We start from the raw sequence: 24,756 nt of genomic DNA, 5'->3' as shown, positions 1-24,756 counted from the left end.
GCGCGGAGCGGTCACGCGGAAGGGGCTTTGGTGTGAGACGCAGCCCTGATCCGCGACGAACGCGCATCGCCAGCCGTGCCGGCCGGGGCCATGCTCCGTGTCCGGCCGTGCAATGGCCGGCCGAGGAGATGGGACATGGACCAGCAGGCGGAGACGGGCAGCACGGCCGAGACGACGCTGAAGCAGCAGCTGCGTGACCAAGGCTTCGCCTTCGCCGCCGCCGCCCAGACCGGCGCCCTGCTGGGCGAGGCCGGGCTCGCCGACTGGCAGGGTTTCGCTGCCAGCTGGAGCGACATGCCGCAGGACAGCTACATGGCCGATGGCGGCCGCTACCGTCGCCGCCGCTTCGCCGCCTTCGCCGTCTCCGCCGCCGGCGACATCACCCGCAAGCCGCACCAGCCGCATTATCAAAGCCGCGACTACAACGCCCTGAACGGCGGCATCGAACGCTGGTTCGAACCGGTGACGGAGGAGATCGCCGCGCATCCCGCGCTACGCGCCACGCTGCGCTTCTGCCACGGCCTGTTCCACCCGCTGACGCCGGACGCCGTACGCCCCGAAAGCTGGCATGTGGAGATGCACCAGTTCCGCATCGAGGCCCGCCCCAATGAGGCCGGGCAGCCGACGCCGGAGGGCATGCATCAGGATGGCGTGGACTGGGTGCTGGTCATGCTGGTGCATCGCGAGAATGTCCTGCACGGGGAGACCAGCATCCACGACCTGCAACGCCGGCAGCTCGGTGGCTTCACCCTGACACGGCCCATGGATTCCGCCCTGGTGGATGACAGCCGCTGCTTCCACGGCGTCACCCCGGTGCTGCCCGCCGACCCCACCCGCCCCGCCTGGCGCGACGTGCTGGTGGTGACCTTCCGGCATATGTAGCCCGGGTCAGTTCAGAGGCGTCGCGCCAAGCCCCTGCCCGGCCAGCAGCCCGCTCGCGCCGGCCATGCCCATCGCGCGCTGGGCGAAGGCGCGCTTGAGGCGGGGCATGCGGTCCACCGCTGCGATGCCCAGGCGGCGGGCGATACGCAGCGGCCCAAAGTCGTTGCCGAACAGCTTTTCCAGCACATGGGTGGCGCCCAGCATCAGCGCCGCATCCGGCCGGGCGCGGGCGGCGTAGCGGGCCAGCACCGCCTGTTCGCCGGGGTCCTCCCCGGCGGTCATGGCGGCAATCACCACCTCCGCCAACGCCGCCACATCCCGGAAGCCGAGGTTGAGGCCCTGGCCGGCGATGGGGTGGATGCCATGCGCCGCATCCCCCACCAGGGCCAGCCGCGTATCGGTCTGCCGCTGCGCCCAGAGCGCGGTCAGCGGATAGGACCAGCGCCGCCCGATCGGGCGGATTTTTCCGAGATGGTCGCCCATCCGCCGCCGCAACTCCCGCCCGAATGCGGCCTCGTCCATCGCCAGGAAGCGGGCCGCCAGGTCGCGCCGGTCGGACCAGACGAAGGCGGAGGCATAGGGCAGTTCCGTTGTGCCAAAGCCGCCCGGACCCGCCAGGGGTAATTGCGCGAAGGGGCCATTGGGCAAAAACATCTCCAGCGCCGTGCCGTTGTGCGGCCGCTCATGCGCGAAGGCGCCGACCATGCCGGTCTGGCCGTAATCATGCCGGGTCACCGCGATGCCGGCCTGCTGGCGCAGCGGGCTGTTGCGACCCTCCGCCGCCACCACCAGCCGGGCGGCGATCACCGTGCCGGAATCGGGGCCGCTGGTCAGGCGGATGCGTGCGCCCTCCGGCCCGCGTTCCACCGCCGCCTCGGCCGGGGCGAAGACGCGCAGATTGGGCAGGCGCGGCAGGCCGGCATTCAGGGCGACGCGCAGCGCGCGGGCTTCCACCATCCAGCCGAAGGGATCAGGGCCGACCTCCGCGCTGTCGAAATCCAGCTTGAGCGGGGAAGGCGCATGGCCCGGCCGGCCATCCGCCACGCGGATGCGGTGGATCGGCTGCGGCGGGTCCGGCAGCCGGTCCCAGATGCCCGACGCCGCCAGCAGCCGCTGGCTGGTGAGCGCGATGGCGTAGGCGCGGCCATCGAAATCCGGCAGCTCCATGGGCGGCAGCGGCGCCTGGTCCAGCACCGCGGTGGGAATGCCGGCGGCGGCCAGCGTGGCGGCCAGGGTGGCGCCGACCGGGCCGGCGCCGACGATGCAGACAGTGGTTTCGAGATCGCTCATGCGATGAAAGTCGCCCCGAAGCGGCACTTCGGCAAGGGCGAGGCAATTGCCTAAAAAACAGGCTGAATTGTTGCGCTGCACGGAGGCAACAGTTCCCCGGGCGCCGTGAGTCCGGCGCAAACCATGGCTTGCGGGCTGTGGCACGTTCCTTGGATTGCATCGGACCGATATCGCCTTGGGAAGGGGAACTGCGGCGCGATGAAGCTGGTCATGGCCATCATCAAGCCCTTCAAGCTGGACGAGGTGCGCGATGCGCTCACCCCGCTCGGCGTGCAGGGGCTTACGGTTACCGAGGTCAAGGGTTTTGGTCGCCAGAAGGGCCAGACCGAGATCTATCGCGGGGCCGAATATCACGTGAGCTTCCTGCCGAAGCTCAAGATCGAAGTCGCCGTGGCCGCCGAGATGGTGGATTCGGTGGTCGAGGCGATCGCGGGCGCCGCGCGCACCGGCAAGATCGGCGACGGCAAGATCTTCGTCCTGGATGTGGAACGCGCGCTGCGCATCCGCACCGGGGAAACCGACGACCAGGCGCTGTAGCCGCATGTCGGGCGACACCACACCCATGATGAGGAACGGGGGAATGACGAGGATTGCGCGCGCCGCTGCCATGGCGCTGCCGGCGCTGCTCGTATCCGGCGCGGCCTTCGCGCAGGACGCGACGATCGACACCGGCGACACCGCCTGGATGCTGACCAGCACGGCCATCGTGCTGATGATGACCGTGCCGGGCCTGGCGCTGTTCTATGCGGGCATGGTCCGCAAGAAGAACGTGCTGGCCACCATGATGCAGTCCTTCGCGGTCTGCGGCCTGGTTGGCGTGCTTTGGATGGTGCTGGGCTACAGCCTCGCCTTCGGCGAGGGCAATGCCTATATCGGCGACGTCTCGAAGCTGTTCCTCTCCGGCATGGGCGAGGGCTGGGACCGTCCCTTCGTGCTCGGCTCCGGCGATGGCGCGGTGGCGACGACGATCCCGGAAAGCGTCTTCGTGACCTTCCAGATGACCTTCGCGATCATCACCGCGGCGCTGATCACCGGCGCCGTGGCCGACCGCATGAAGTTCTCCGCGCTGCTGGTCTTCATCACGCTCTGGACCCTGCTGGTCTACTCCCCGGTGGCGCACTGGGTCTGGCATCCGAATGGCTGGATCTTCGCCCTCGGCGCGCTGGACTTCGCGGGCGGCACGGTGGTGCACATCAACGCCGGCGTGGCCGGCCTGGTGGCGGCGATCGTGCTCGGCAAGCGCACCGGCTACGGCACGGAGAACATGTCCCCCTACAACCTGGCCTTCGCCGTGATCGGCGCGAGCATGCTGTGGGTGGGCTGGTTCGGCTTCAATGCCGGCTCCGCCGTCGGCGCCAATGCACGCGCCGGCATGGCGATGCTGGTGACGCAGATCGCCGCGGCGGGTGCGGTGCTGGCCTGGCTGGCCGCCGAATGGGCCACCAAGGGCAAGCCTTCCGTCCTCGGCGCCATCTCCGGCGCCGTGGCGGGCCTGGTCGCCATCACCCCGGCGGCGGGCTTCGTGCTGCCGGGCTCCGCGCTGGTCATCGGCCTGGTCGCCGGCCTCGCCGGCTTCTGGGGTGCGACCGCGCTGAAGCACATGTGCGGTTATGACGACAGCCTGGACGCCTTCGGCGTGCACGGCATCTGCGGCATCGTCGGCGCGTTGCTGGTGGGCTTCCTCGCCTATGGCCCGCTGTCGGGCACGACGGCGTCGCCCGAAGGCATCAGCGGGTCCATGGCGCAGTTCCTGCTGCAGCTCTACGCGGTGGCGGCGGTGTTCATCTTCACCGCGGTGGCCACCTTCATCCTGCTCAAGATCGTGGATGCCATCGTCGGCCTCCGCGTGACCGAGGATGAGGAGCGCGAGGGCCTCGACGTCTCCCTGCACGGCGAGCGTCTCGGCTGAGGTTTTCGCCATCGACGGAACAGGGCGTCGGGGGGCAACCCCCGGCGCCCTTTTCATTTGGGCCCAACTTGGTGGCGGTCAATCGACCTGCCAGAAGGTAATACCAGCCGCGGCCTCAAGGTCGGACCAGATGCCCGGGATGACGATGCCCATCTGCACGCGCAGCCAGCTTTTCATGTCGGTCAGCCGGCTGCCATTCCAGAGGTCGATGTGATCCCCGGTCGGCCGGCCTTCCCGGTCCCGGTCGCGCATCCAGTAATCCTTGAAGAAGATGATGCCGGTTCGCCCCGCGATGCGGGTGGAGAAGCCGCGTGACTGCAGCGTCTGGGGCTTGCCGAGCCAGGCAGGGGGCCTCTTCTGTAGCGCCGTTGCCAGTTCCTGGGCCCGCAGGACGTGGCCATCGCTCACCTTGTGGTACCAGCAGTGGGTCACCCCAAGCGCCTTCGTGGACACGCCGCAGGCGTTGAGGGCGATTCCCACGCGGATCGCACATTGATTGGACATGGCCTGCTTTCCAGGCGGGGCGACGCAGGGCGAATCCTTCGAAGGATAGGAGGACCAGAGCTGCTCGAATGTGATCTTCGCCATTTAGCCTCTCCCCCATCCGCCATGTTTTAAGGCACAGAGTAATGAGGACATGGCACGGACTGTGACTCATTTCGGCTGCCTCCGATCCCCGGCACACCAGGATTCACATGGCCCGCATCCCCACCATCCCCGACGACGCGCTGGAGGAACGCTTCGTACGTTCCTCCGGCCCCGGCGGGCAGAACGTCAACAAGGTGGAGACGGCGGTGGAGCTGCGGCTCGACCTGAAGCGGCTCGACCTTGGCGAGTACATGGCGCGGCGGTTGGCGACGCTGGCCGGGCGGCGGATCACCCAGGATGGCGTGCTGGTGATCCAGGCGCAGCGCTTCCGCACCCAGGACCGCAACCGCACCGATGCACGCGAAAGGTTGGATGAGCTGCTGGCCAAGGCCGCCGAGCCGCCGCCACCGACGCGCCGCGCCACCAAGCCCAGCTATGGCGCCCAGATGCGACGGCTGGAGGGCAAGAAGCTGCGCAGCGGCGTGAAGAAGCTGCGTGGCGACAAGCCCGGCCAGGATTAGCATTTTCAAGCCTGGCGGCTGCGCAAGGCGACCCGGCATGCGTCGGACCAATAAGCTGCAGCCGCTTTACGGAGAAGCAACGCGTCGGCGCCAAAGTGCGGCACCTGTGCCGAGGTTCCTCGCCGATGACCGATCCCCTGCGCAACCTGCCGATCGCGGCCAAGATCCTGCTGCCTGCCCTGCTGACCGCCTTTGTCGCGCTGGCCGCGGCCATCGCTGGCGGCTGGCATTTGGCCGGGCTGCAGCGCGGCTACGACGACCTGCTGTTCCGCGACGCCAAGGCGGCGATCTTCAGCGCCCGCATGGCCACGGCCAGCGCCGATCTCGGCCGCCTGGTGCAGGCGCCGGCGGGGGCCGGGCAGACCGAGACCACGGAGGCGCTGCGTCGCCTCGGCCCCGACATGCAGGAACACATGGCCCAGGTCGCCGATGCGCTGCGCGGCACGGCGGAGGAGGCCGAGGCCCGACGGATCGGCACTGAATTCGCCCGGTTGCTCGGCCTGGCCACGGACCCGGCAGCGCGGCCCGGCCTCGCCAGCCCGGTTGCCGCGCTGCGCGACGCCGCGACGCGGCTGACCGATGCGGCGGTGGAGCGGGGCGTGGCGCGCTCGGCCGGCCTGACGGCGCAGAGCCATGATTCGGTCCGCATCCTCGGCGTGACGGTGGCGATCGGCCTGCCGCTGACCATCGCGCTGGCGGTCTGGGTGGCGCTGGGCGGCGTGGTGCGGCCGCTCGCGGCGCTGCGCGGCGCCATGGGCCGTATCGCGGCGGCGGAGCTGGCCACCCCGGTCCCGGGCATCGGGCGGCAGGACGAACTCGGCGCGATGTCCCGCGCGCTGGATTGCCTGGCGCAATCGCTGCGGGAGGCGGAGGCGGCGCGGATGGCGCAGGATCTGGCGAAGCAGACCGCCGCCGCCGAACAGCGGGCGGCCGAGCTGGCGCTGGCCGATGGGCTGCAGCGCGGCGTCGGCGGCGTCGTCGGCAATGTGGCCGCGGCGGCGGAGCGGATGCGCGGCGCCGCCGGTGGGCTGGTCGCCGTGGCCACGGCCGCCACCCGCCAGGCCGGTACGGTGCGCGATGCCGCCGGCGCCGCGCGCGGCGAGGTGGCCGGGGTGGCGGAGGCAACGGAGGCGCTGGCCGCCTCCATCACCGCGATCAGTTCCCAGGTCGATACCGGCCAGCGAATCGCGGCGGAGGCGGTGAGCCAGGCGACCGACAGCAACGCCCGCATCGGCGGGCTGACCGAGGCGGTGCAGCATATCGGGCAGGTCGTGCGGCTGATCACCGAGATCGCCAGCCAGACCAACCTGCTGGCGCTGAACGCGACGATCGAGGCGGCGCGGGCCGGCGATGCCGGCAAGGGCTTTGCCGTGGTGGCCGGTGAGGTGAAGGCCCTGGCCGCGCAGACCGCCAAGGCCACCGAGGAGATCGGCGCCCAGATCCAGTCCGTGCAGGATGCGACCGCCGCCGCCGCCGCGCAGATCGATGCCATCGGCGGCACGGTGTACCGGATGGGCTCGATCACGACGGAGGTGGCCGCGGCCATGCAGGCGCAGGGCCAGGCGACGGCGGAGATCGCGCGCAGCGTCCAGCGCCTGGCCAGCGGCGCGGCGGGCATCGCGGATGCGGCGGAGGATCTGGCCCGCGCGGCGTCGGAGACCAGCCAGGCGGCGCAGCAGGTGGATCACACCGCGGCGGCCCTGGATGGCGATGCGGACCGGCTGGGCGGCGAGCTGGGTGCCTATCTGGCGCAGCTGAGGGCGTAGCGGGCTTCGGGGTTCTGCTTCAATCCGAGCCACTTCCGGTGTAGGGTTGCAGCAAGCTCTCAGGAATTGCCTCCATGGCCCGCACCGCAAGCACCCCGGCCGTGGGCGACCGGCTCGCCGCAGCCGGACGCCGCTTCGCCTCCCCCGCCGTCAAGGCCGCCGTGAAGCGGCGCCTGGCGGAGCTGCTGGCGCTGATCCTGGTGGTATCCGGGCTGGTGCTCGGGCTGGCGCTGGCCACCTATGATGCGGGCGATCCGTCCTTCTCCACCGCCACCGCGCAGCCCACAGCCAATCTGGCGGGGCCGGTCGGTGCGCATGTGGCGGACCTGCTGTTGCAGGCCTTCGGCTACGCTGCCTTCCTGCCGGTGGCCTGCCTGATGACCTGGGCCTGGCGGCTGGCGGTGCATAAGGGCCTCGCCCCCTTCGTGCTGCGTCTGGCCTGCCTGCTGGCGGCGCTGCCGCTGCTGGCCGCCACCCTGATTCTGCTGCCGCTGCCCGCCGATGCCCCGGCCGCCGCCGGCCCCGGTGGCGCGGCTGGGCCAGTGGTGGCCCAGGCGCTGCTCGGCGTGATGCGTGACCTGCTGGGCCCGGTCGGCGCCGGCATCGCGCATCTGGTGCTGGCGGCGCTGATGGCAGTGCTGGCCTTCATCGCGCTCGGCCTGACCCTGGGCGAATGGCGCCGCGCCGGGTCGGTCGCAGGCTCCGTGGCCGGCAGCGCCGCCAGCGGCGCGGCGCGGCTGACCGCGACCGGCGCGCGCCAGATGGGCGAACATGTGCCGCCCGGCCTGTTCACCCGCGCGGCCACCTGGCCCTTCCGCTCGCTCGGCCGCATCGTCGGCGGCGCGGTGCGCCGGCGGCGAGAGCGGGAGACGCCGCTGGCCGAACTGCTGCGCAACGCCGATGCCCTGGTCGAGGACGCCCCCGCGCCGCACCGGCGTGAGCCGTCCTTCGGGGCTGACGGCGGCCCGGCGACCGCGCCACCGCCGGCCCCTGCCACCCCCGCCCGCGGCAAGCCCGCCGCGCCACGCGTGGCGGAACGCGCCGCGCCGCCGAAGCCGGTCGCCAATGCGCGCCAGGGCAATCTGGACCTGCCCGACGGCCAGTGGCGCTTCCCGCCGCTGTCGCTGCTCGCCGCCCCGCCCGCCCGCCGCAACACCGGCCCGTCGGAGGAAGCGCTGCAGGGCAATGCGCGGATGCTGGAGACGGTGCTGGAGGATTACGGCGTGCGCGGCCGCATCGCGGAGATCCGCCCCGGCCCCGTGGTCACGCTGTACGAGCTGGAACCCGCCCCCGGCACCAAATCCGCCCGCGTCATCGGCCTGGCCGACGATATCGCCCGCAGCATGTCCGTCACCGCCGTGCGCATCGCCACCGTGCCCGGGCGCAACGTGATCGGCATCGAACTGCCGAACGCCAAGCGGGAGATGGTCTATTTCTCCGAGATGATGATGGCGGAGGACTGGCACAAGCATCAGGCCCGGCTGCCGCTGGCGCTCGGCAAGGATATCGGCGGCGCCCCGGTGATCGCCGACCTCGCCCGCATGCCGCATCTGCTGATCGCGGGCACCACCGGCTCGGGCAAGTCGGTCGGCATCAACACCATGATCCTGTCGCTGCTCTACCGTTTCACCCCGGATGAGTGCCGCTTCATCATGATCGACCCGAAGATGCTGGAACTGTCGGTCTATGACCGCATCCCGCATCTGCTGGCGCCCGTGGTGACGGAGCCGGCCAAGGCCATTGGCGCCCTGAAATGGACCGTCCGGGAGATGGAGAAGCGCTACCGCGCCATGTCCCAGCTCGGCGTCCGCAATATCGGCGGCTACAACGAAAAGGTGAGCGCCGCCCGCCAGCGCGGGGAGGTGCTGACGCGCCGCGTGCAGGTCGGCTTCGACCCGGAAACCAACAAGCCGCTGTTCGAGGACCAGCCCTTGGCGCTGGAGCCGCTTCCGATGATCGTGGTCGTGATCGACGAGATGGCCGACCTGATGATCGTCGCCGGCAAGGACATCGAAGCGGCGGTGCAGCGCCTGGCGCAGATGGCGCGCGCCGCCGGCATCCATGTGATCATGGCGACCCAGCGCCCCTCGGTGGATGTCATCACCGGCACCATCAAGGCGAACTTCCCGACCCGCATCAGCTTCCAGGTCACCTCGAAGATCGACAGCCGCACCATCCTCGGCGAGATGGGCGCCGAGCAGTTGCTGGGCCAGGGCGACATGCTGCACATGGCCGGCGGCGGCCGCGTCAGCCGCGTGCACGGCCCCTTCGTCACCGATGAGGAGGTGGAGGCGATCGTCGCCTTCCTGCGCGAACAGGCCGAGCCGTCCTATATCGAGGAAGTCACCGAGGTGGATGAGGAGGGCGGTGGCCCCGACCTGTCCGGCATGCTCGGCGGCAATACCGATGGCGAAGCCTCGCTCTACGACCAGGCGGTGGAGCTGGTGACGCGGGAAGGCAAGGCCAGCACCAGCTTCGTCCAGCGCCACCTCAACATCGGCTACAACCGCGCCGCCAAGCTGATCGAGCAGATGGAGAAGAATGGCGTGGTCGGCGCGGCCAACCATGTCGGCAAGCGCGAAGTGCTGGCGCCGGGGCCTCGGGACTGAAGCGGGACTAACCCGCCTCCCGGCACGCCGCGCGCAGGGCCGCCAGAAACACGGCCTGATCCGGGGTGGGCAGCCAGTCCTGGCGGAGCGTCAGCCCCACCTGCCGGGGCGGGGCTGGTGGCAGGGCGATATCCAGCCGTCGCAAGCCGGGCGTCGCGGCCACCTGCTGGGTGGAGAGCAGCGCCAGCGCGGCGCTTTGACGCAGCACCGCGATGGTCGTTTCCGCCGCATTCGTCTCCAGCAGGATTCGGGGGCGATGGGGCAGTGTTGCGAACAACGCCTCTGCCATCGCGCGTCGCGGCAGGGGCGGCGCCGCGACCACCCAGGCGGAAGCCGCCAACACCGCCCGCGCCGGTCCGGCGGGCAGCCTGGCGTCGCTGCCGCAGGCGATGACGAAGGGATCGTCCAGCAGCGCCTCCTCCGTCACATCCGGATGCGGTGACCTGCCGCGCAGGGCGCCCAGCATGGCGTCGATCCTGCCCTGGCGCAGCAGCGCCACCAGCTCCGCGTGGCTGCCATCCTGGGCATAGACCGCCAGCGACGGTCCCGCCGCCTGCAGGGCCAAAGCGATCGGCTGGCGAGGCATCAGCGGCAGGGTGCCAAGCCGCAGGCGCGGCGGCTCCGCCGCCAGTTCCGCCAGGCCCTGCTCGATTTCCAGCCGCGCGAGCCCGATGCGCCGCGCCAGCTCCGCGCCACCCGGCGCGGCCACCAGCCCGGCCGCGCTGCGGCGATAGAGCGCCACGCCCAAAGTCGCCTCCAGCCCCCGCGCGGTACGCGCCAGGGTGGGCAGGGAGATGCCACGGAGCCGGGCGGCCGCGGCGAAGCTGCCTGCGGCGACGATGGCCATATGCGTGGCCAGCGCCGTATCCGTCAGCAGGCGTGGCGCCGTGGCACTGCCACAGGCGGCAAGGCCGGCGGCAAGCTGCTGCTCCATCCGCCGGCAGCGTTCCAGCAGCCGCGCGGCTTTGGCATTGGGAAAGCTGCCGCGCGGGCCGCGTACCAGCAACACGCCGCCGCAGCGGGCCTCCAGCCGTGCGATGGCCTGGGACAGCGCCGGCTGCGACAGACCCGCCTGACGCGCCGCCTCCCCCAGGCTGCCCAGCCGCGCGGCGGTGGCGAAGGCGGCCAAGTCACGTAGCCGGGGCAGCGGATCGATCTCGGGCATAGCCTGGAACTTATGAGCCGCGCCGCGCAATTCGCCTACCGGGGAAGGCGGCCGGCGGTCATTTTACGATCCAAGGGAGAAACGCATGCCGATCGAGATCATCGATACCCACACCCATGTCATCTCGCCCGACCAGGCGCGCTATCCGCTGGCGCCGCTGGGCGGCAAGCAGTCCGACTGGTCGGCGGAACGCCCAACGCCGCCGGAGGCGCTGATCGCGGCGATGGATGCGGCCGGCATCGCCCGCGCCGTGGTGGTGCAGGCCTCCACCGCCTATGGCCATGACAACAGCTACCTCGTGGAATCCGTAGCCGCGCATCGCGACCGCCTCGTCGGCGTGTTTTCCGTGGACATCCTGGACCCAGAGGCGCCGCGCGTGATCCGCCGCTGGCGCGATGCCGGCCTGTCCGGCTTCCGGCTGTTCACCACCGGAACCACCATGCCCGGCCAGGCCGGCTGGCTGGACGATCCGCGCGGCTTTCCGGGCTGGGCCATGGCGGCGGAGCTTGGCCTGCCGGTCTGCCTGCAGATGACAGCCAAGGGCATCCCGGCACTGCGCATCCTGCTGGAACGCTTCCCGACCGTGCCCGTGCTGCTCGACCATCTGGCGCGGCCGGACCTGTCCGATGGCCCGCCCTATGCGCTCTCCGCGCCGCTTTTCGCGCTGGCCGACTATCCCAACGTCTTCCTGAAGCTGACCAGCCGGGCGCTGGACCTGGCCGGGGCCGGCCGTTCGACGCCGGAGGCGCTGCTGGCGGCGCTGATCGCCCGCTTCGGTGCGGCGCGCATCTGCTGGGGCTCCAACTTCCCGGCGGCTGAGGGCCGGCTTTCGGACCTGCTGGCGCGCAGCCTTGGCGCTCTGGATAGCCTGGCGGAGACCGATCGCGCGGCGATCCTGGGCGGCACGGCACGCCGCCTCTATCCCGAACTGGCGCCCTCCCATGGCTGAGCCCGGCTTCACCCTGGCGATCGGCAAAGGCCCCATGGCGGCGGCGCTGCGCGAGGCGGGCGCCCTGCCGGATGGCACGCCCGTGACGATGCCGGAGATCGAGCCGATCCACCGCGCCTTCGCCCCCATGGCCCGGGAACAGCGCTTCGACGTGGCGGAGATGGCCATCGTCACCGCCTTGCAGGCGCTCGCCTATGGCAAGCCGATCATCCTGCTGCCGATCACCCTGGCGGCGCGCTTCCAGCACCGCTGCATCATCCGCCTGACCGCGCGGCCGGAGTTGACGCCGGCGGCCCTGGCCGGGCGTCGGATTGGCGTGCGCGCCTATACCCAGACCACCGGCATGTGGGTGCGCGCCATCCTGGCGGAGGAGGCCGGGCTGGCGGCGGAGGCCTCGGAATGGCTGACCCAGGACGGCGCCCATGTGGCGGAATTTGCCGACCCGCCCTTCGTCACCCATGTGGCGCCCGGGCTGAAGCTGCCGGCGATGCTGCGCGATGGCCTGATCGATGCCGCGATCCTGGGCAACGACCTGCCCGACGACCCTGACTTCGCCCCGGTCTTCCCGGAGCCGGAGGCCGCGGCACGCGCCTGGTTCGCCCGCACAGGGGTGGTGCCGATCAACCATGTGCTCGTCGCCAGCCGTGCCTTTGCCGAGGCACGGCCGGGCACGGTCGCCACTCTGCTCGCCGCGTTGCGCGCGGCCAGACCGCTGCGGGAGCCGGACCTGCTGCCGGCCTCCGCCGCCGCCATGGCCCATTCGCTGGAACATGTGCTGGCCGCCAGCACGGCACAGGGGCTGCTGCCGCGCAGCCTGACAGTCGAGGAGGTTTTCGCGCCCGCGCGGGCGCTCGGCCTGGACTGACCGCCGTTTTGAATTGGGAGGAATCAACAAGATGACACTGACCCGACGCGGATTTTCGACGCTCGCCGCCGGCCTTGCCCTGGCGGGCACCACGCCGGCCCTTGCGCAGGTGCCATTGCCGAGTGGTGCGGTCTCCCTCGTCGTGCCGGTCACGCCGAGCACGGCGCAGGACCTTCTGGCGCGCGCCATGGCGCCCGCGCTGACCGAGTTGATGGGGCAGGCGGTGGTGGTGGAGAACCGCACAGGCGCCAGCGGCGTGATCGGAACCGGCGCCGTGGCCCGCGCCGTGCCGGATGGCCGGATGCTGCTGATGCAGGGCGCGAACTTCGTGATGAGCCCGCCGCTGATCGCCACCCTGCCCTATGACCCGCAGCGCGCCTTCGTGCCGATCATCCGCATCGCCGATGGCAATTCGGTGCTCGCGGTCCGGCCGGACCTGCCGGTGCAGGATGTCGCGAGTTTCGTGGCCCTGGCCAAATCGCGGCCCGCCGATCTCGACTATGGCTCCCCCGGCAATGGCACCGCGCCGCATATGGGCATGGTGCTGTTCGCGCTCTCGGCCGGCATCGACCTGAACCACATCCCCTATCGCGGCACGGCGCCGGCCTTGCAGGACCTGCTGGGCGGGCGGATCGCGGCGATGGTGCTGCCGGTGTCGGTCGCCATCCCACTGGCGCGCAGCAACCAGATCCGCCTGTTGGCGGTCACCGCCGAAACCCGCTGGCCCGATTTGCCGGAGGTGCCGACCATGGCCGAGGCCGGCTATCCGGAGGCCAGCATGACCATCATCTACGGGCTCTACGGTCCCGCCGGGCTGCCGGCGCCGCTGGTGGCGCATCTCAATGCCGGGCTGAACGCTTGGCTGGCGCAGCCGGCGACGCGGCAATTCATCCTGTCCAACGGCTTGGTGCCGGCCGGTGGCCCGCAACCGGAATTCGCCGCCAGGGTGCAGTCCGAACTGACGCGCTGGGCGCGGGTGGTGCGGGATGGGGGCATCCGGCCGGACTGACCGGCGCCGGAGCCGTTTCACAGAAAGCGACGACGGTGAAACGGCTCCAGCTCTTTGTGTTACGCATTTTCCGAGTCGCCTTGCGAAGCCGCAATGCTCGAAAATGCTCTACGCCCCGACCATCCGCGCCGCCAGCCGCTTCGGCGCGATGATCGAATAACTGCGGCGGATCAGCGCCTCCGCCTCCGCCCAGTCCACCGGCCCGGTCAGCCGCAGCGCCACCCAGCCTTTTGGGCCAAGATAGGGCGGCCGGAAGAAGCGGTCCGGCGCCGCTTCCACCAGCACCTCCTGGCTGCCGGGCGGTGCCTTGAACCACACGGCCAGGCCATCCGCCGACAGATACAACATCGCGAAGATCTTCCCGCGCACCCGAAAAGTCGGCTGCTCCCAGGTCTCGATCTCGGCCGCTTCGGGCAGAGTGAGGCAGATGCGGCGCAGCCGTGTGGTGGGGGACAGGGCCATGCGGCGATCCTGGCACAGGACCGCCGCATGGCCAAAAAATCAGGCCGCGCGGATGCCGGAGAGGAAGCCATCCACCTGCTGGCGCAGCCGCTGCGAACGCTGGGTCAGTTCGCTGGAGGAGGCACCGACCTGCGAGGCGGCTTCCCCGGTCGCCACCGCGCCCTGCGACAATTCGCCGGTGAAGCGGGAGACTTCGCGGGTGCCGGTCGCGGCCTCCGCCACCGCGCGGACGATTTCCTGCGTCGCGCTGGCCTGTTCCTCGGCCGCCGCGGCCACCTGCACGGTGATCTGGTCCACCTGGTCGATGGTCGCCGCGATGCCGCGAATGGCGTCCACAGCGCCGCGCGTCTCGGCCTGCATGGCGGCGATCTGTGTGCTGATCTGCTCCGTCGCGTTCGCGGTCTGCGCGGCGAGCGCCTTCACCTCGCTGGCGACCACGGCGAAACCCTTGCCGTGTTCGCCGGCGCGTGCCGCCTCGATGGTGGCGTTCAGCGCCAGAAGGTTGGTCTGGCCAGCGATGTCGGCGATCAGCCGCACCACATCGCCGATGCGCTGCGCGGCCTCGGACAGGCTGGTGATGGCGGCGTCGCTGGCGCGAGCGCCCTCAGCGGCGTTACGCGCCGCCGCGGCACTGTCGTTCACCCGGCGGGCGATTTCGGCGATGGAAGCACCGAGTTCCTCCGCCGCGGCGGCCACGTTCTGCACGCTGGCGGAAGCCTGTTCGGCGGCGGCGGCGACGGAGGCGGAACGGCTTTCGCCATCCCGGGCCGTCTTCGTCATGCTGCCGGCCATGCTGTCGAGTTGGGTCGTGGCGGCGGCGACACCTTGCAATGCCTCCGCCGCATCGGCCTCGAACCCGGCGACCAGGGCCGCGACCGTCTCAGCGCGGCGGGCCTTGGCCTCCTCCTCCTGCCGCATGGCGGCGTCGGCGCGCTGCTTTTCCTCCAGGGCGGTCTTGAAGACGGTCAATGCGGCGGCGATGCGGCCCATTTCCGTGCGTTCCGGCAGCGCCGGCACCTGGGCCGTCAGGTCGCCGTGGGACAGGCGCTGCATCGGCGCGATCACGGCATTGATGCCGGTGTTGATGGCGCGCAGCAGCAGCAGGGTGACGAGGATGCCGATCAACACGGCGGCGCCCCCGCCGACCAGCATCAGCATGCGGGCGGTCTGGAAGGTGGCATCGGCGGCCTCGCTGGCGTTTTTGGCGCCGACCCGGTTCAGCTCCGTCAGATCGTCCAGCCGCTGCGCCACCACAGTGGCGATCGGCGATAGCACGCGATTGACCACGGCACCGGCGGCGGCGACGTTCTCATTGCGCGACACCGTCAGCACGGCAGGCGTCTCGCGCAGGTAATTGTCGATGGCGGCCGCAGTCTGGTCGAACAGGCTACGTTCTGCCGGGCTGCTGATCATGGATTCGTACAGCCGCCGTGCCGCGGTCAGTTCCGTGACGTTCTGCGCGATCCTGGTTTCAATGGCCTGCATCTGGGCCGCGTCTTCCGTGGCGCTGTGGTTCCGGATTTCGAGACGAATTTCGTTCATCTCATTCTGCATTCGGGCGAGGGTCTGGATGCTGGGCAGCCAATTCTCATTGATGTCCGTGGAGGCCGCGTTCACCGCCTGCATCTTGAAGATGCCGAAGCCGCCGATCCCAACGACGCAGAGAAGCAGAAAGGCGCAGGCTGCGATCAGCCGCTCCTGGATCGAAAGGCGCGACAGCATGGGCGATGGCTCCAGCTTTGGTTGAAGCGCGCACTATCGGTCTGCGGGGTGAACAAGGCGTGAAACACGGCGACGTGATCGCAGTTTCACCACCGCTTCACCCCGTTTCGGCAGCGGCGGGGCGCGCTTGACGCGGCGCGTCGCCGCGAGGGAGCGTCCGGCTACACGGAGGAAGGATCGGACCCATGCGCGTGACCCTGCTTGCCGTCCTGCTGGCCACCGCCACCCTGCCGGCCCTGGCGCAGGACCGGCCCCCGCTGTTCCCGACGCGGGATGTCGCCGTTACCTATCGGGTCACCGGTGCCCGGGCGCAGGCTGGCCTGCCGAGCATGTCCATCGCCTGGCTCGCCGCCCAGCAGACCATGCGGATGGATATGGGCGGCATGGGTTACATGGTCGCCGACCACAAGGCGCAGCGCGGCTTCATGGTGATGGAGCAGATGCGCATGCTGATGGATATCCCGATGGAGCAGGCCAATACCGGCCTGCCCAGCGGCGGCACGTTCCGGCGCACCGGCAGCGACACGGTGGCCGGCCACCCCTGCACGGTCTGGAGCTTCCAGGACGGCCAGAACAACGGCACCGCCTGCGTCACCGCCGATGGCGTGATGCTGCGCGCCCAGGGCACCTCCGGTGGCGAGTCCGGCGGCATGGAGGCGACGCAGGTCGCCTATGGCACGCAGGACCCGGCCCGCTTCCGCCGGCCGCAGGGCTACCAGACCATGCAGATGCCCCAAGGGATGCCGCAGGGCATGCCGGGCGCGCCCCGGCGCTAACCCGGCATCGCCACGCCGAGCTTCGCCGCCGCGCCGCGCAGCCCGTCCCAGATGCCGGGCGCCAGCGCCACGCCATCCCGCAAGGCCAGCCGGCGACGGGCGAGGCCGGATTCGCCGGGCAGCCGCACCCGTTCCCCCCCCGGGCGCGGCGTCGCGGCGCGGCAGGCGGCGGCGGTGTGGCTGGTCTGGCGCAGGAAGGCGGGCAGGCCTGCAAAAGCCTCCGGATCATACAGTTGCAGCAGCACGCTGGCGGTCCAGCCGGTCGGCTTGTCGGCGCGGCCATAGCCGGACAGGCCCTGGGTCATCGCCTCGTTCATCAGCGCCCAGGCGTAGCCCTTCTGGCCATGGTCCAGCCCGCCCGCCGGCAGCAGCGTGCCGCCCTGGCTCAGCACCTTCGGATCGGTGCTGGGATTTCCCTCGGCGTCCTGCACCCAGGCATGCGGATACTGCGCCCCTTGCTTCTGCAAGGTGCCGGCCATGTTGATGGTGGTGATGGAGGCGCTGACATCCATCAGGATGGGATCGCCCTCGGTCGGGATGCCCGTCGCCACGGGGTCCGGCGCCAGCACCCCGGTGATCCCACCGAAAGGCGCCACGGCCGAGGCGGCGGAGGCGGAGGAGGACAGCACCATCATGAAGCCGCGCTCCGTCGCGCGGGTCAGATAGGCGGCGAGGCAGCCGATATGGTGGCTGTCGCCGATCGCCACGCTGTAGGTGCCGAAGGTGCCCACCCGCTCCAGCGCGATGTCGATTGCCTTGTGCACCAGCCAGGGGCCGGGCAGGCGGCGTCCGTTCCAGCTCAGGCAGGCGCCGTGGTCGCGCAGCACCTCCGGCTCCCCCTCCCGCGTCATGCCGCCGTTGGCGACATCCTCCAGATAGCGCGGCAGCAGGGCGAGGCCGTGGGTGACATGGCCGAGCAGGTCCGATTCCACCAGCGTACCTGCCACCGCGGCGGATTTTTCCGTATCCAGCCCGGCCGCCAAGCAGAGATCCTGGGCGAATCGGGTCAGTGCGGCGACGTCGTGGCGGGGGCTGGTTTCGGTCATGTGCGGTTCCTCCGACCCGCCTCGTTACGCGGTTCGCGCCGGGACGTCGATGCAGGCCCGGGCTTCATTCTTCGCCAATCCTTGTGGAGCAAAATGGAGACAAGCCCCAATTATAATTTTGGAAGCCAAATGACCAAGAGCTCTGCACAGGACAAGCGTATCGCCGCCTTTGGCCTGACCCCCGTGGATCTGGATGCGCTGAGCGGCCTGACCTCCTTCGCCGCGCAGCGGCTGCCGCAACTGCTCACCGACCTCCACGGCGCCTTCGCGTCCTGGCCGGAGATGCAGAAGGCGCTGGCGAAGCCCGAGGTGCATGAGGTGCGCGTGGCGCATTGGCAGCGCGTGGTCGGCGGCCAGATCGGGGAGGGCTTTACCGAGTCCGCCGCCCGCCTCGCCTCGGCCTTCTACACCAATGGCGTGCCGGGCTTCGCCGTGGCCGTTTGCCACCACAGCGTGATGGCGGGCATCCTGCGCGACCTTGCGTTGCAGCGGAATTCGGCCCGGGGCAGCGGCCTGTTCAACAATGGCGCGCGCCGGCGCGACGAAGCCCTGCGCGAAGCGCTGAGCCGCATCACCTGGCTTGATCTGGAATTGCTGCTGGAAACCTATGCGGCGGCGGAGACGGAAAGCCGCAGCCGGGCGCTGGTCGGCATGGCCGAGGCGGTGGAGCGTGAAGCGGGCCAGGCGGTGTCGCAGGTCAGCCTGCTGACGGAGGACATGGCCCGCACCGCCAAGGAGATGTCCAACGCCGCAACGCAGACCGGGCATAACGCGGAGGATGCGGCGCGCGCCGCGGACCAGACCCGCACCACGGCGCAGACCGTGGCCGCGGCGGCCGAGGAGTTGACCGCCTCGATCGGGGAGATCACCCGGCAGGTCAACCTGTCGGGCCAGGCGGCGCAGCAGGCGGTGCAGGCGGGTCGCGCCGCGCGCACCAGTATCGAGGCGCTGTCGCAGCAGGCGGAGGAGATCAGCCATGTCGCCGGCATCATCGCCGACATCGCCAGCAAGACCAATCTTCTCGCCCTGAACGCCACCATCGAGGCGGCGCGTGCCGGGGAGGCCGGCAAGGGCTTCGCCGTGGTGGCGAGCGAGGTGAAGCAGCTCGCGACGCAGACCGCGCGCTCGACCGAGGATATCAGCAAGCAGCTCAACGCGATCCGGCAGGCCACCGGCCAGGCGGTGGCGGAAGTGGCGGAGATGGCGGACCGGATCAGCGAAATCGACCGCGTCGTCGCCAATGTCACGGAGGCCGTGCAGCAGCAGGGCGAGGCGACCAGTGAGATCGCGCGCAGCATCGGCCAGACGGCCGCCGCGGCCGAGGAGATGTCGCAGCAGACCGAAGCCGTGCGTCTGGCCGTGGGCGAAACCGACCGTCAGGCGGAGGCGGTGCAGGCCACCGCCGTGACGCTGGAAGGTGCCATGGTGCAGCTGCGCACTGCGGTGATCCGGGCCGTGCGCAGCTCCACCGACAGCGTCAACCGCCGCCTGCATGAGCGCCACGGAGCCAACCTTCCCGCGGAACTGACCCTGGAGGGCGGCACGCCGGTGGCGGTGCGGGTGGCGGACCTGTCCAGCGGCGGTGCGCGGCTGACAGGTGGGCCGCGTGTCACGGCCGGGCAGCGTGGCCAGCTGTCGCTGGAAGGCCTGGATATGCAGGTCACCATCGCCCGCATCGGGGCCGCCGGCGAATGCGGCGTCCAATTCGCGCCGGCCAGCGCGGCGCAGCCGCGCTTCGCGGCGCTGGTGGACCGGCTGAGCCGTCGGGCGGCCTGATCACGGGCCGCCCGGGCGGAAGGACCCTCAGGGCAGCAGCTGGTGCAGCGTCGCCGCATCGGCGCGGGCTGCGGCCATCAGATAGGCGACATCATTGCCGGCGATCAGGAAGCGCGCGCCCAGGCCGATCAGGTCCCGCTGCAATTCCACATCGCCGCGAATGCCACCCACACCCAGCACCTTGCCATGGGCGCGGCAGGCGGCGGCGACGGTCACATAGGCCTCCCGCAGCTTCGGGTTCCGCAACTCCCCGGGGATGCCCATCTCGGTGCAGAGGTCGTTGGAGCCGATCAGCAGCATGTCCACACCGGGAACGGCGGCGATGGCCTCCGCATTCCCCACGCCTTCCGGCGTTTCGATCATGCAGACCACCAGCGTCCCGGCATTCAGCGTGGCGTTGATCTGCTTCAACGGCATGGCGCGGTAACCGGTGCCGGGGCCGGGACCCATGACGGAGCGATGGCCGAGCGGCGGGAAGCGGGCGGCGGCGACAATGGCGCGGGCCTGGGCCGCCGTGTTCACATGCGGCACGATGACGCCCTGCGCCCCGCCATCCAGAATCCGGCCGATCCATTCCGCGCCATGGCCGGGCGGGCGCACCAGGGGCGTCACGCCGCAGGCGGCGGCGGCGATGCAGATGGCGGAGACCGTCTCCAGCCCCAGCGGGCTGTGTTCCATGTCGAGATACAGCGATTCGAAGCCGCAGGCCGCGACCATCTGGCCGATATCCACGCTGCGCGCCTGTCGCAGCCCCATGCACAGGACCAGCCCCCCGGCATCAAGCCTGCGCCGCGCCGCATTCGCGGCTATATCGGTGTCATTCAAAGTCATTCCCTCCTCACGCGTGCCCGACGCTATGTCCGGGTTTTTGGATTGTCCATCATGACGGGATTTTCTTCAGTTGCCGCCCTGGAGCCGCGTCGCGGCGCCAGCAGTCTGGAAAAGATGCTGGGGTTGCTGGATCTGTTCACCACCACCGTTCCCGCCTGGGCGACGGAGGATCTGATCCGCGTCTCCGGCACCTCCCGCTCCACCTGCTATCGCTACATCAAGGCGCTCCAGGCGGCGGGGCTGGTGACGCCGGTGGCGGGCGGCGCCTGGATGCTGGGGCCGCGCATCATCGAGCTGGACCGCACCATGCGGCTCTGTGACCCGGTGACGGCCGGCGGCGTGCCGGCGATGCGGCGGCTGGCGGAGGAGGTGGGGCAGACCGGCCTGCTCTGCCTGCTGTTCTCCGGCACCGTCATGTGCGTGGCCGATGCCCCGGCGCCCGGCGCGCCGGAGGGGCTGTTCAGCCGAGGCCAGCGCCGGCCGCTTTTCGCCGGGGCGGCCTCCAAGGTCATCCTGGCGCATCTGCCGCCGCACCAGCTTCGCGCGATCTTCGCCCGCCACCGCGCCACCATCGAGGCCGCCGGGCTGGGCGGGGACTGGGAGAGCTTCCGGCACGCTTTGCGCGGTATCCGGGAGGTGGGGCACAGCATCACCGAGTCGGAATTCCTGCCCGGCGTCATCGGCATCGCCGCCCCGCTGTTCAATGCGGAAGGCGGCGTGCTGGGCAGCATCGGCATCGCCGCCAAGATCGAGCTGGTGCCCAAGGCGGACCGCCTGGCGATTGCCGAAAAGGTGATCGCGGCGGCGCGGCAGGCCTGCACGGCCATCGCCGACCAGGTGCAGCTCTCCGCCCTGCCGGCCCGCGCCGTGGGCTGAGGTCTGGGCTGGGCGCCGCCGGCGCTTCATTCGGCTACCCGACCACATCTGGTGGTCTTGCGGCCGGTCGATAACCATATATGGTGTCCTTCGCCGCGTCGAAGCGGCGTTGAAGGATGCTCACGATGGACGGTTCCCTACCCGGCGCCCCCTATGCCCGCCATTATCAGACCCTTGGGCAGACCCCGGGTTCCCGCTTCGCGGGCCCGCCGGTGCAAGCGCGGGTGCTGGATGCGGGGATGGGTCTGGCCGTGGCGCGGCGCACCGTCTTCCGCCCCAGCGACGCCGAGGATTTCGGCCGGGTGGCGGATCGTGTGGCGGCGGGGAATATGGGGCTGCTCGGCGCGGCGGCCGATCCGGTGGAACAGGCGCGGCTGCGCAATGCCATCGCGACCGGCGCGCTGATCACCTCCGGCCGCCACCTTCAGCACGGCGACGCCGACCAGCACGGCCGCAACATGGAGGTCTTTACCAACTGCGCCACGGCCGCGGCCTCCTTCAGCCTGTTCTACCTGCTGCTGAACGGCAGCGGCGTCGGCCGCGCCTATGATGATGAGCTGATGGCGGTGGATTGGGCGCGGGCGCCGAAGCTGCTGCTGCGGCTGGATTCCGGCCATCAGGACTGGCCGGCGAACCGCGCCACGCTGCATCGCTTCGCGCTCGATTTTCAGCTTCTGCCCTGGGGCACCTCGCTGGAATCGATGACAGCGGCGCAGGAGGCCGATCTGCGCGGCTGGATCGCGCGCGAATTCCTGGTTGGCGCGGCGCCGGCGGATGCGATCCATCACCTGGTGGCCGATAGCCGCGAAGGCTGGGGCAAGGCGGTGGAGCTGCTGGAAAGCCTGGCCTTCGAGGGCGCGGCGGACCGCACCCTGCTGCTCGACTTCTCCGCCATCCGCCCCTGCGGTGCGCCGATCGGCGGCATGCAGGGCCGCCCGGCCTCCGGCCCCCTCTCCCTGATGCGCGCCTTCGTCAATCTGCGCGCCCAGGTGATTGAGCCGGCCAAGAGCCGCCAGCTGGCGCCCTGGGAACAGGCGATGCTGGTGGACCACCATCTGTCGGTGGAGGTGCAGGTGGGCGGTGCCCGCCGGGCCGCGCGCATGGCGACCAAGTCCTGGCGCGACCCGGGCATCCTGCGCTTCATCCGGGTGAAGTCCGAAGGCGGGCTGTGGACGGCCAACAACTCCGTCATGGTCGATGCCGCCTTCTGGGACGGCGTGCGGCGGGCCCGCGCCGGAAGCACCGACCCGCTGCACCGCCACGCGCTGACGGTGTTCGAGGAAGCGACGCGCTGCGGCTACATCAATGGCGAGCCCGGCTTCATCAACGGCGACCGGCTGGAAGATCACCGCACCGGCAGCGCCTGGGACAAGCCGGTGCATGAGGATGGGCGCGATGTGCGCTCCGCCCGCTACCAGGCCGACCATGCGGTGGGGTTGCTGGCCGAGGTGGCGCGCCGCGCCAGCTCCGCGCAATTCCCGGCCACCACCAATCCCTGCGGCGAGATCACGCTGCATGTCACCGGCGGCTATTGCGTCATCGCCGATTTCGCGCCGCTGCTGGCCTGCCCGGCGGATTATACGAAGCTGACGCCCGGCGACCTGCCGCCCGATATGGCGGAGGAATGGGATGCACGGGTGGAGGACAGCGTGCGGCTCGGCGTGCGCTTCCTGATCCGCGCCAATCGCATGGATGCGCTCTACGCGGCAGAGGTCGCGCGCACCAACCGAATCGGCATCGGCCCGACCGGCCTGCATGAATGGGCCTGGATGCGCTGGGGTCTGGGCTTTGACGAATTGCTGGACGAAGACCGCGCCGCCCCCTTCTGGGCGATGCTGTCGCGCCTGTCGGACGCGGCGAAGCAGGAATCCTCCCGCTATGCGGCGGAGCTTGGCATGGCGCCGCCGGCCACCGTCACCACGGTGAAGCCGGCCGGCACCACCAGCAAGCTCTTCGGCCTGACGGAGGGCGCGCATCTACCGGCGCGGCGCCACTATCTGCGCTGGGTGCAGTTCAAGGGCAGCCGCGCGGAGGATGGCGGCTGGACGCCGGACAGCGACCGGCTACTGGGCGACTACGAGGCGCGCGGCTATCCCATCCGCAGCCTGTCCTCCTTCCCCGGCATGTCGATCGTCGGCTTCCCGACCCTGTCGCTGATCGAACGGCTGGGCCTGGCGGAGAAGCTGGTGACGGCGCCGGAAGCGGCGCCAGCCGCGCAGTATCGCTGGTTGTCGCTGCTGGAACGCCACTGGATCGGCGCCGAGCGCGGCAATCAAGTGTCCTACACGCTGAAGATCTACACCGACCGCCACGATCTGGCGGCCTTCCGCGACATGGTGCTGACGCACCAGCCCGAGATCCGTTGCTGCGCCATCCTGCCGAGCCGGCCGGACAATGAGCTGGGCTATGAATACCTGCCGGAGGAGGAGGTTTCGCCGGAACGCTTCCTGGCGCTGGTCGAGGGCATCAACGACCCGGCGCTGCATGAGGCGGTGGACCTGGCGCATCTGCAATGCGCCTCCGGCGTCTGCCCCATCTGAGGCCACCAAAAGAACCCTCTCCACCCAAAGGGGGGAGAGGGCAGGGTGACCGCCCCTTCCCCACACGCTACCGCAAGAACTGCCGAAACCGCCGCAGCGCCAACACGAACAGCACGCCGCCGATCGCCACCAGCGCCAGCAATTGCGGCCAGACCACATCCAACCCGGCGCCCCGAAACAGCACCGACTGCGCCAGCATGACGAAATGCGTGTTGGGCGCGAGCAGCATGATGGTCTGGATGACCTCCGGCATGCTCTCCCGCGGCGTCATCCCGCCGGACAACACCTGCATTGGCAGCAGCACCAGGATCAACAGCAGCCCGAATTGCGGCATCGTCCCGGCCAGGGTGGCCAGGTAGATGCCGAGGCAGGTGGTGGCGAAAAGCTGCAAGGCGGTGCCCAGCAGGAACAGCGCCAGCGACCCCTGCAAGGGCACCTCCAACAGCCCCTGCACCACCACCACCAGCGAGAAGGTGGCCGCCAGCAGCACGACCAGCCCCATCGACCAGATCTTGCTCGCCATGATCTCGAAGGGCGTCACCGGCATGGTCAGCAGATGCTCGATCGTCCCATGCTCCCTCTCCCGGATCAGCGCCGCGCCCGTGAGGATGATGGAGAGCATGGTGATGGAGGAAATCACCTCATTGATGGCGCCGAACCAGGCCTTGCTCAGTTCCGGATTGTAGCGCGCGCGCAGCGCCAGCCCCACGGTGGTGATGCTGGCGCCATCCTGCCGGTTGAGGAAGCTGGCGATTTCCTCGCTGACGATGGACTGCACATAGCCGCCGCCCGTGAAGGCCTGCGTCATGCGCGTGGCGTCGATGTTCAGTTGCAGCGACGGCACCCGCCCGGCCAGCAGGTCGCGCTGGAAGTTCGGCGGAATGTCGAGCGCGAAGGTGTCCTGCCCCGCATCCATCCGCCGGTCCATCTGCTGCGCCGTGATCAGCGGCGGCAGGGTGAAATGGGGTGGGTAGAAGGCACCGGACAGCCGCGCGGAAAGCTGCGACCGATCCTCGTCCACCACCGCGATGGCCGCCTTGTTCAACGCTTCCGGCATGGCGCGGGAGGCAGTGTGGATGGCCAGGGTGAAGGCATGCAGGATCAGCAGCAGCAGCACCACATCCCGCGCCAGGCCACGCAACTCCTTGATGCCCAGTTGCAGGATATTGCGCAT

General features: G+C 70.3%; 21 protein-coding genes. 13 read left to right on the top strand and 8 right to left on the bottom strand.

Annotated elements, in window-relative coordinates; all coding sequences use genetic code 11:
• Positions 1-135: 135 nt before the first annotated feature.
• Positions 136-882 carry a 2OG-Fe dioxygenase family protein gene (locus ACVFYP_RS13765; RefSeq protein WP_499200756.1) on the top strand — a complete coding sequence of 249 codons (747 nt, stop codon included), beginning with the start codon at positions 136-138 and terminating at the stop codon, positions 880-882.
• A gap of 6 nt (positions 883-888) precedes the next feature.
• On the opposite strand, the gene ACVFYP_RS13760 is transcribed toward ACVFYP_RS13765, so the two are convergent.
• Positions 889-2,172, bottom strand: coding sequence for a UbiH/UbiF/VisC/COQ6 family ubiquinone biosynthesis hydroxylase (locus tag ACVFYP_RS13760; protein WP_499200755.1), 1,284 nt, complete (start codon positions 2,170-2,172; stop codon positions 889-891).
• 198 nt (positions 2,173-2,370) lie between these two features.
• On the opposite strand from ACVFYP_RS13760, the gene ACVFYP_RS13755 reads away from it, so the two are divergent.
• Both ACVFYP_RS13755 and ACVFYP_RS13750 read left to right on the top strand, forming a co-directional pair.
• Positions 2,371-2,709, top strand: a complete 339-nt coding sequence (locus tag ACVFYP_RS13755) for a P-II family nitrogen regulator (protein ID WP_499200754.1) — start codon at positions 2,371-2,373, stop codon at positions 2,707-2,709.
• A gap of 43 nt (positions 2,710-2,752) precedes the next feature.
• Positions 2,753-4,081, top strand: coding sequence for an ammonium transporter (locus ACVFYP_RS13750; RefSeq protein ID WP_499200753.1), 1,329 nt, complete (start codon positions 2,753-2,755; stop codon positions 4,079-4,081).
• Between the two features lie 78 nt (positions 4,082-4,159).
• Here the strand turns inward: ACVFYP_RS13750 and ACVFYP_RS13745 are convergent, their stop codons facing one another.
• Positions 4,160-4,669 (bottom strand): type VI secretion system amidase effector protein Tae4, encoded by a 510-nt coding sequence (locus tag ACVFYP_RS13745; protein WP_499200752.1) that lies wholly within the window; start codon positions 4,667-4,669, stop codon positions 4,160-4,162.
• A gap of 107 nt (positions 4,670-4,776) precedes the next feature.
• On the opposite strand from ACVFYP_RS13745, the gene arfB reads away from it, so the two are divergent.
• The 3 genes from arfB (at position 4,777) to ACVFYP_RS13730 (ending at position 9,565) form a co-directional block, all read left to right on the top strand.
• Complete coding sequence (gene arfB, locus ACVFYP_RS13740) at positions 4,777-5,190, top strand: alternative ribosome rescue aminoacyl-tRNA hydrolase ArfB (protein WP_499200751.1); 414 nt, start codon at positions 4,777-4,779, stop codon at positions 5,188-5,190.
• 125 nt (positions 5,191-5,315) lie between these two features.
• Entirely contained in the window at positions 5,316-6,956 is a 1,641-nt protein-coding gene (locus tag ACVFYP_RS13735) for a methyl-accepting chemotaxis protein (RefSeq protein WP_499200750.1), read from the top strand.
• Between the two features lie 74 nt (positions 6,957-7,030).
• A complete protein-coding gene (locus ACVFYP_RS13730; protein WP_499200749.1) occupies positions 7,031-9,565 on the top strand; it encodes a DNA translocase FtsK in 2,535 nt (844 codons plus the stop codon).
• Between the two features lie 7 nt (positions 9,566-9,572).
• Here the strand turns inward: ACVFYP_RS13730 and ACVFYP_RS13725 are convergent, their stop codons facing one another.
• Positions 9,573-10,730 carry a LysR family transcriptional regulator gene (locus ACVFYP_RS13725; protein WP_499200748.1) on the bottom strand — a complete coding sequence of 386 codons (1,158 nt, stop codon included), beginning with the start codon at positions 10,728-10,730 and terminating at the stop codon, positions 9,573-9,575.
• Positions 10,731-10,815: 85 nt separating this feature from the next.
• On the opposite strand from ACVFYP_RS13725, the gene ACVFYP_RS13720 reads away from it, so the two are divergent.
• From ACVFYP_RS13720 to ACVFYP_RS13710, 3 genes are read left to right on the top strand one after another with little or no spacing between them, the layout of a single operon-like run.
• On the top strand, positions 10,816-11,679 hold the full coding sequence (locus ACVFYP_RS13720) for an amidohydrolase family protein (protein WP_499200747.1): 864 nt from the start codon (positions 10,816-10,818) through the stop codon (positions 11,677-11,679).
• Positions 11,672-12,544 (top strand): ABC transporter substrate-binding protein, encoded by an 873-nt coding sequence (locus tag ACVFYP_RS13715; protein ID WP_499200746.1) that lies wholly within the window; start codon positions 11,672-11,674, stop codon positions 12,542-12,544. The genes ACVFYP_RS13720 and ACVFYP_RS13715 overlap by 8 nt, the downstream gene beginning before the upstream one ends.
• 31 nt (positions 12,545-12,575) lie before the next feature.
• The gene (locus ACVFYP_RS13710) at positions 12,576-13,553 is read left to right on the top strand and encodes a Bug family tripartite tricarboxylate transporter substrate binding protein (RefSeq protein ID WP_499200745.1); all 978 of its coding nucleotides are present in this window, start codon (positions 12,576-12,578) and stop codon (positions 13,551-13,553) included.
• Positions 13,554-13,661: 108 nt separating this feature from the next.
• Here the strand turns inward: ACVFYP_RS13710 and ACVFYP_RS13705 are convergent, their stop codons facing one another.
• Positions 13,662-14,015 (bottom strand): MmcQ/YjbR family DNA-binding protein, encoded by a 354-nt coding sequence (locus ACVFYP_RS13705; protein ID WP_499200744.1) that lies wholly within the window; start codon positions 14,013-14,015, stop codon positions 13,662-13,664.
• Positions 14,016-14,054: 39 nt separating this feature from the next.
• Positions 14,055-15,737 (bottom strand): methyl-accepting chemotaxis protein, encoded by a 1,683-nt coding sequence (locus ACVFYP_RS13700; protein WP_499200743.1) that lies wholly within the window; start codon positions 15,735-15,737, stop codon positions 14,055-14,057.
• A gap of 185 nt (positions 15,738-15,922) precedes the next feature.
• Between ACVFYP_RS13700 and ACVFYP_RS13695 the strand changes: the two genes are divergently transcribed.
• Positions 15,923-16,513: a DUF4412 domain-containing protein gene (locus tag ACVFYP_RS13695; protein ID WP_499200742.1), complete on the top strand. Its 591-nt coding sequence runs from the start codon at positions 15,923-15,925 to the stop codon at positions 16,511-16,513.
• Here ACVFYP_RS13695 and ACVFYP_RS13690 read toward each other — a convergent pair.
• Entirely contained in the window at positions 16,510-17,559 is a 1,050-nt protein-coding gene (locus tag ACVFYP_RS13690; RefSeq protein WP_499200741.1) for an Ldh family oxidoreductase, read from the bottom strand. The two genes, ACVFYP_RS13695 and ACVFYP_RS13690, sit on opposite strands and share 4 nt — an antisense overlap.
• Before the next feature lie 129 nt (positions 17,560-17,688).
• Here ACVFYP_RS13690 and ACVFYP_RS13685 point away from each other — a divergent pair, with 129 nt between their 5' ends.
• A complete protein-coding gene (locus ACVFYP_RS13685; protein ID WP_499200740.1) occupies positions 17,689-19,335 on the top strand; it encodes a methyl-accepting chemotaxis protein in 1,647 nt (548 codons plus the stop codon).
• A 27-nt stretch (positions 19,336-19,362) separates the two neighbouring features.
• Here the strand turns inward: ACVFYP_RS13685 and ACVFYP_RS13680 are convergent, their stop codons facing one another.
• Positions 19,363-20,166 (bottom strand): HpcH/HpaI aldolase family protein, encoded by an 804-nt coding sequence (locus tag ACVFYP_RS13680; protein ID WP_499200739.1) that lies wholly within the window; start codon positions 20,164-20,166, stop codon positions 19,363-19,365.
• A 51-nt stretch (positions 20,167-20,217) separates the two neighbouring features.
• On the opposite strand from ACVFYP_RS13680, the gene ACVFYP_RS13675 reads away from it, so the two are divergent.
• Both ACVFYP_RS13675 and ACVFYP_RS13670 read left to right on the top strand, forming a co-directional pair.
• Complete coding sequence (locus ACVFYP_RS13675) at positions 20,218-21,042, top strand: IclR family transcriptional regulator (RefSeq protein ID WP_499200738.1); 825 nt, start codon at positions 20,218-20,220, stop codon at positions 21,040-21,042.
• A gap of 125 nt (positions 21,043-21,167) precedes the next feature.
• Positions 21,168-23,582, top strand: a complete 2,415-nt coding sequence (locus ACVFYP_RS13670) for a recombinase (protein ID WP_499200737.1) — start codon at positions 21,168-21,170, stop codon at positions 23,580-23,582.
• Between the two features lie 67 nt (positions 23,583-23,649).
• On the opposite strand, the gene ACVFYP_RS13665 is transcribed toward ACVFYP_RS13670, so the two are convergent.
• Complete coding sequence (locus ACVFYP_RS13665) at positions 23,650-24,756, bottom strand: ABC transporter permease (protein WP_499200736.1); 1,107 nt, start codon at positions 24,754-24,756, stop codon at positions 23,650-23,652.

This window comes from Roseomonas sp. F4, assembly GCF_053891155.1.
This window is presented reverse-complemented; position numbering and strand designations above follow the sequence as displayed.